Genomic DNA, 6,202 nt, shown 5'->3' with positions numbered 1-6,202 from the left:
GACGTGATGGGCACCTACGGCGACGGCGGAAACGCGGCGGTGCTGCGGCAACGTCTGCGACTGCGGGGCATCGCCGCGGAGATCGTCGAGATCACGCTGGCCGACGCCGTGCCCGAGAGTCTCGACCTGTACACACTGGGCGGGGCTGAGGACTATGCGCAGCGGCTGGCCACCAAGCACCTGATCAGACATCCGGGTCTGCAGCGCGCCGCGGCCCGCGGCGCGCCGGTGCTGGCGATCTGCGCGGCCATCCAGGTGCTGGGCCACTGGTACGAAACGTCGGCGGGCGAACGGGTCGACGGCGTAGGACTGCTCGACCTGACCACCTCGCCGCAGCCGGCGCGGACCATCGGCGAGCTGGTCACCTCGCCGCTGCTGGCCGGTTTGACCGCGCCGTTGACCGGCTTCGAAAATCACCGTGGCGGAACGATTCTCGGCGATGCCGCGGCCCCGCTGGGCACCGTGAAAAAGGGTGCGGGCAACCGCGCCGGCGACGGGATCGACGGCGCGGTCCAGGGCAGCGTGTTCGCCACTTACATGCACGGGCCGTGCTTGGCTCGCAATCCCGAGTTCGCCGACCTGCTGCTCAGCAACGTGGTCGGTGAGTTGGCGCCGCTGGATCTGCCCGAGGTGGAGCTGTTGCGACGAGAACGGCTGCGGGCTTAAGGCCGCGAGCCCTTTTCAGTCGTTTTTCCGCCCGCGCGCCCTTCCCCGCGTAGCTTGATTTCACCGAAAGCGCGGGAGTTTCAACATGGCCAATGGTGCTCTGCCGGCGCTACTGCCGGACCCCGATTTCACCTGCACCCCACCCGACTGTTCATTCGTCGCCGGCATTCGGCCTGTTCGCGAGAAAACGTTTCGGCTCGAATCCGAAAGTGTGGGCTCGAAGTTCCTCGTGCACAACTACGGTCACGGCGGAGCGGGCATCACGATGTCGTGGGGATGCGCGGTCGAAGTTCACGAAATAGTAAGTCAACAGGCAGGTACGACGCGGGGACCGATCGCCGTCCTCGGCGGCGGCGTGATGGGGCTGACCGCCGCGACGCTGCTGCTCGAATCGGGTTTCACCGTGTCGATTTACGCGTCGTCACTGTGGTCGACGACGTCGGACGTCGCCGGTGGTCAATGGCAACCGTCGTTCGTCAACTACGACACGTCGGTGTCCGGCACCCAGCAATTCGAGAAAATTCTCCGAACCTCGTTCACCATGCACTCCGCGCGAATTGGCCAGGGCTACGGTGTTTCCCAGCGGATCAACTATTCGAAACACGGCTCGGGTACCAGCTTCGACAAGGTGCCACGCGACGTCATACCGGCTCCGACGCCCTACGCGCAGTTGCCTTTCGCGCATCTGAACCAGCCGGGTTTCGGCTATCAGACACTATTGGTCGAACCGCCGATATTCCTCAAAAAGCTCCGCGACGATCTTGGTGCCGCGGGTGTTCCGTTCATCCAGCAAGACTTTCACTCGCCGGCCGATATCGATCAACTCGCGGAGCCGACCGTCGTCAATTGCACCGGGTTGGGTTCGGCAGAAATATTCAACGACTCCCTGCTCGCCCCGGTGAAGGGCCAATTGGTGCTGTTGAAGCCGCAGCCGGATCTGCAGTATCTGTACAGCTCCGACAACACATACGTGTTCCCGCGCGCAGACCATGTCGTGGTCGGCGGGAGCTGGGAATCGGGCACCACGGATGCCACGCCGGATCCGGACGTTTGCCAGGGGATCCTTGAGCTGGCCAAGAACGTCTTTGCCGGTACGGCCATGCTGGTGCCGCCGCAGGCGTGGATGCTGCCCGAATACGGCGACCGTTTCCGCTGACCGATGACGTACTTCGTTGCCGACTACCTCATCGAGCGCCTCGCTCAAAACGGCGTTGGGGCGCTGTTCGGGATCCCAGCCGTGTACTGCGCGGCGGTCTACGACGCGGCCGCACGGACTCCAGGCTTTCGCACGGTGGTCACCAACAGCGACCTGGAAGCGGGCTATGCCGCAGACGGGTACGCGCGGGTGCGGGGGTTATCGGCAGTGGCCGTGTCGTATGGCCCCGGGACGCTGAGCATGGTCAACGCGATCGCCGGCGCCTATGCCGAGCGCAGCCCCGTCGTGGTGGTCAACGGAGGTCCGTTGCAGACCGACATCGATAACCAGAACACGACGGGTGTGTTGTTCTCACACTCATTAGGACAGCCACACACCGACATGGACGTCTTCCGCAACGTCACCACGTTTTGCGAACGAGCGGACAGCGTCGGAGCCATACCGCAGCTCATCGACCGCGCGATCGCCGCGGCGTTGGTCGGCAAGCGCCCGGTGTACATCGAGATCCCGCATGGGTTTCTGGACCAGCAATGCCCGCAACCGGTTGGTGCGATCGATGTCACGGTGCCCGCCGGGGCCGCTGACGCCGTAGCCGGCTCGATCCTGCAAGAGCTCGCGGCGGCGACCAACCCGCTCGTCATCGTCGGAGAGGAGGTGCAACGCTACGGGCTCGCCGATACGACGCTCGCTGTCCTCGACCGGTTACAGCTGCGGTGGACGACGACGTTGGTTGCCAAATCGGTGCTGCCCGAATCCCATCCACGTTTCGTGGGGGTGTTCAACGGCGATGAGGCCTCGGCACCGGTGAAGAATTTCGTCCAGTCGTCGGGGCTGATCGTCGCCCTCGGCGCGGTGTTCGGCTCCCAATACGCACACCTGATGATTCCGAAGGTCAATGCGACGATCCGCGCATGGGACGGTGTGGTGGTGTCCCTCGGCGGCGCGCCGCAGGCCGCCGGTCTGCCCGCGCTGCTGGACGCCCTCGACCGACAATCAGCCGGCGCATCTCCCGTTGTCTACACCCAAGGCTTGGCAGCCCCGGTTGCGGCTCCGGTACCCGCCGGGCCGGATCTGAATTACCAGCAGGTGTTCGATGCGATCGCCGAGCCGGCCTTCCTCGACGGGTCTTTAACCGTCATTGCTGACACCTTCCTCGGGATCTATCCCGCGGCACAGATCCGCATGCCGGCCCAGGACTCGTTCATCGTCGATGGGCTGTGGTCGTCGATTGGACATTCGGTCGGCGCGGCCGTCGGCGCGTTCGAGGGCGGACGGCGGCCGCTGGTACTGGTCGGTGACGGCGGTTTCCAGACGGTCGGCCAGGCGATCTCGACAATGGTTCGCCATCAACACAATTCGATCGTCATCATCATCGGCAATAACCTGTACGGCTACGAACAGTTTCTGGAAGGCCAGGGCTTCTACACCAATCCGGCACAGCCACCGCTGCCGTACAACGTGCTCGCCGACTGGAACTTCGAGGCGTTCGCCCGGGCGCTCGGCGTCACCCAAGTCGCCACCGTCAACACCGCGGCGGCACTACGGACGGCGCTGGCCACCGCGAAGGCATACACCACGGGACCCTCGGTCATCTTCGCCCAGGTGCCTTCCCGATCCCTGCCCGCGGGCCTCCTCTAGTGGCTACCGTCGTCCCTGCCGAGGTCGTGATTCCACCCGGTATCACCGCCTCGTACATGGTGTTCGATCGCGACACCGGTGCGGTCACGGTGAACGCCGATGCGCACAATCGCATCCGATCGGCGTCTCTGGTGAAGCTGATGATCGCACTGGACTACTTCGACAACCACGGCGCTGACAACCCGATCCCTGGCCAAGACCAAGTCAATTTGGAGTCAATGTTGCGCTCCAGCGACGACAACGCGGCCAGCGCACTGTGGGTCCAGGAAGGCTGGGAGACCATCGTCGAGCGGATAGTCGCCAAGCTGGGCTTACAAGACACCGGGCCGCCCGACGACCGTCGCTTCTGGGGCTACACCCCGACGAGCGCAGCGGACACCATAGCCGTGTACCGCTACATCCTCGACTCGGCCGATCCGACTGTCAGGGATTTCATCATGACCAATCTGCACCAGGCCGAGCCCTGTGCGAGCGATGGCTTCAACCAGTTCTTCGGCATCCCTCAGGTGATTGCGGGCTCCGCCTACAAACAAGGCTGGTCACGGTTCGGCGACCCGCAAAACCCTTGCAACCAGCCAACGCAACCTCGTGCTGACCTCGGTGCGGCAAAGGAAGGGCCGGTTGGTCATGTGCGCGCCATGGTCGCCGATGTCGACCTGACTAGCCCGGCAATGCATACAACCGGAACTTACGCCGACGATCGCACGATCGCGGCCCTGCTTACTTTGCAGCCCGACAACACCGACTGGGATACGTCTGTCGAGCACGTCACGCAGCTCATCAGTGATATCTACGGACAGACCGAATCGCAACAAGCCGGTCGGCAAACGTCTTGACGCTCGCAAATCACCCGAATCAGGCCATGGCACGGCGGCCGGTCAGCGCGCGGCCCAGGGTCAGCTCGTCGGCGAATTCCAAATCGCCACCCATCGGCAAACCGGACGCGATCCGGCTGACGGTCAGGCCGGGAATGTCGCGCAGCATCCGCACCAGATAGGTGGCCGTCGCCTCGCCTTCGGTGTTGGGATCGGTGGCGATGATCACCTCGGTGATGTCTACGCCGTCGACCTGCTCGCCAATCCGGTTCAGCAGCTCGCGAATCCGGAGTTGCTCGGGGCCGACGCCGGACAGCGGGTCCAATGCCCCGCCCAAAACGTGGTAGCGCCCGCGGAATTCGCGGGTGCGCTCGACGGCCTGCACATCCTTCGGCTCCTCCACGACGCACACCTGCGTGCCGTCGCGGCGCGGATCGGCGCAGATGCGGCATCGCTCGTCGTCGGAAACGTTGCCGCACACCGAACAGAACCGCACGCCGTTGCGGACCTTGGCCAGCACCCCAGTCAGCCGGTCGATGTCCGGTGGCTCGACGGACAACAAGTGAAAAGCGATGCGCTGCGCGCTTTTAGGCCCGATACCCGGCAGTTTGCCGAGCTCGTCGATCAGATCCTGGACAGGTCCCTCAAACACCCAGAGCGCCGCCGCCCATGCCACCGGCCAGCGGGCCCAGTTGCTCTTGCGCCAAGGCGGCGACCTGCTTGGAGGCGTCACCAAGCGCGCCGACGAGCAGGTCCTGCAGCGTCTCGACGTCATCGGGGTCGACGACCTTGGGGTCGATCTTCACGGCCACAACCTCGCCGCTGCCCTTCACAGTCACCTCGACCAGGCCGCCACCGGCTTTGCCCTGAACCTCGGAGTTGATCAGCCGCTGCTGAGCGGCCATCAACGATTGCTGCATCTGCTGAGCCTGGGCGAGCAACGCCGACATGTCGGGCTGGCCTCCGGGTTGCATGACAGTCCCCTTGCGTCTTGGTATCGACTTGGTTTCGCCTGCGTCGTGCGGGCGGGTCAGAGTTCCAAGCGTAGACGGCCCAGGACTAACGTGGCGCCGTGCGCATACCTCATCGCCTGCGTGTCGGGGCTCCCGCGGCGCTGGGAGCCGTCGGCCTCCTCGCTGCCGTCGCCATCGCACCGACTCCCCCGCCTGCTGTCGCGGCACCGGGCAGCATCGCCGGCATGATCGTGTTCCTCGATCCCGGCCATAACGGCGCCAACGACGCATCCATCAGCCGCCAGGTGCCGACCGGTCGTGGTGGCACCAAAGACTGCCAGGCCAGCGGGACAACGACCAACGACGGCTATCCGGAGCACACCTTCACCTGGGACACCACGCTGCGCATTCGCGCCGCGCTCAACGCGCTCGGGGCCCGCACGGCCATGTCTCGCGGCGACGACTCGACGGTCGGCCCGTGCGTCGACCAACGAGCCGCGATGGCCAACGCGCTGCACCCGAACGCGGTCGTCAGCATCCACGCCGACGGCGGCCCCCCGGGCGGGCGGGGTTTTCACGTCAACTATTCCGCGCCGCCGCTCAACCAGGCCCAAGCCGGACCCGCGGTGCAGTTCGCCCGCGTCATGCGCGACCAGATGCAGGCGTCGGGTATCCCACCGGCCAGCTACATCGGCCAGGACGGCCTGTACGGGCGGTCGGATCTGGCCGGGCTGAACCTGGCGCAGTATCCGTCCGTGCTGGTCGAGTGCGGCAACATGAAGAACCCCGTCGACTCGGCGTTGATGGAAAGCCCGGAGGGCCGGCAGAAATACGCCGACGCCGTCGTCAGGGGCGTCGCCGCCTTCCTAGGTGGTCAAACAGCGGCGCACTGAGCGGTCAGTTCTCGACTTCCCGCTTCAGGTTGGCCAGCACCTCGGCCTGAATCTTCCTCAGCCCCAGCGGCGCGAACGTCT

The 6,202-nt window shown here is 65.2% G+C and carries 7 protein-coding genes and 1 pseudogene; 5 read left to right on the top strand and 3 right to left on the bottom strand.

From position 1 onward, the window contains the following. The 4 genes from VN856_RS15540 to VN856_RS15525 form a co-directional block, all read left to right on the top strand. Positions 1-666, top strand: a 666-nt coding sequence (locus VN856_RS15540) for a glutamine amidotransferase (protein ID WP_325690539.1), incomplete at its 5' end; no start/stop codon positions are given. A gap of 85 nt (positions 667-751) precedes the next feature. Beyond that, a complete protein-coding gene (locus VN856_RS15535; protein WP_325690537.1) occupies positions 752-1,822 on the top strand; it encodes an FAD-dependent oxidoreductase in 1,071 nt (356 codons plus the stop codon). A 3-nt stretch (positions 1,823-1,825) separates the two neighbouring features. After that, on the top strand, positions 1,826-3,460 hold the full coding sequence (locus VN856_RS15530; protein WP_325690535.1) for a thiamine pyrophosphate-binding protein: 1,635 nt from the start codon (positions 1,826-1,828) through the stop codon (positions 3,458-3,460). After that, a complete protein-coding gene (locus tag VN856_RS15525; protein ID WP_325690533.1) occupies positions 3,460-4,296 on the top strand; it encodes a hypothetical protein in 837 nt (278 codons plus the stop codon). Before VN856_RS15530 ends, VN856_RS15525 begins: the two co-directional genes overlap by 1 nt. A gap of 19 nt (positions 4,297-4,315) precedes the next feature. Here VN856_RS15525 and recR read toward each other — a convergent pair whose 3' ends face one another. Both recR and VN856_RS15515 read right to left on the bottom strand, forming a co-directional pair. Then, positions 4,316-4,927 (bottom strand): recombination mediator RecR, encoded by a 612-nt coding sequence (gene recR, locus VN856_RS15520; RefSeq protein WP_325690531.1) that lies wholly within the window; start codon positions 4,925-4,927, stop codon positions 4,316-4,318. Beyond that, a complete protein-coding gene (locus VN856_RS15515; RefSeq protein ID WP_325690529.1) occupies positions 4,920-5,249 on the bottom strand; it encodes a YbaB/EbfC family nucleoid-associated protein in 330 nt (109 codons plus the stop codon). The genes recR and VN856_RS15515 overlap by 8 nt, the downstream gene beginning before the upstream one ends. Positions 5,250-5,389: 140 nt before the next feature. Here VN856_RS15515 and VN856_RS15510 point away from each other — a divergent pair, with 140 nt between their 5' ends. Beyond that, positions 5,390-6,121: an Rv3717 family N-acetylmuramoyl-L-alanine amidase gene (locus tag VN856_RS15510; RefSeq protein ID WP_414686967.1), complete on the top strand. Its 732-nt coding sequence runs from the start codon at positions 5,390-5,392 to the stop codon at positions 6,119-6,121. A 4-nt stretch (positions 6,122-6,125) separates the two neighbouring features. Here the strand turns inward: VN856_RS15510 and VN856_RS15505 are convergent. Continuing rightward, positions 6,126-6,202: pseudogene (locus VN856_RS15505) on the bottom strand (SRPBCC family protein); the annotation flags it as partial.

Origin of the sequence: Mycobacterium sp., from assembly GCF_035603715.1 — a bacterium.
Lineage (GTDB): Bacteria > Actinomycetota > Actinomycetes > Mycobacteriales > Mycobacteriaceae > Mycobacterium.
Note: the sequence above shows the minus strand (reverse complement) of the source record. Positions and strands in the feature narration are given on the sequence as shown.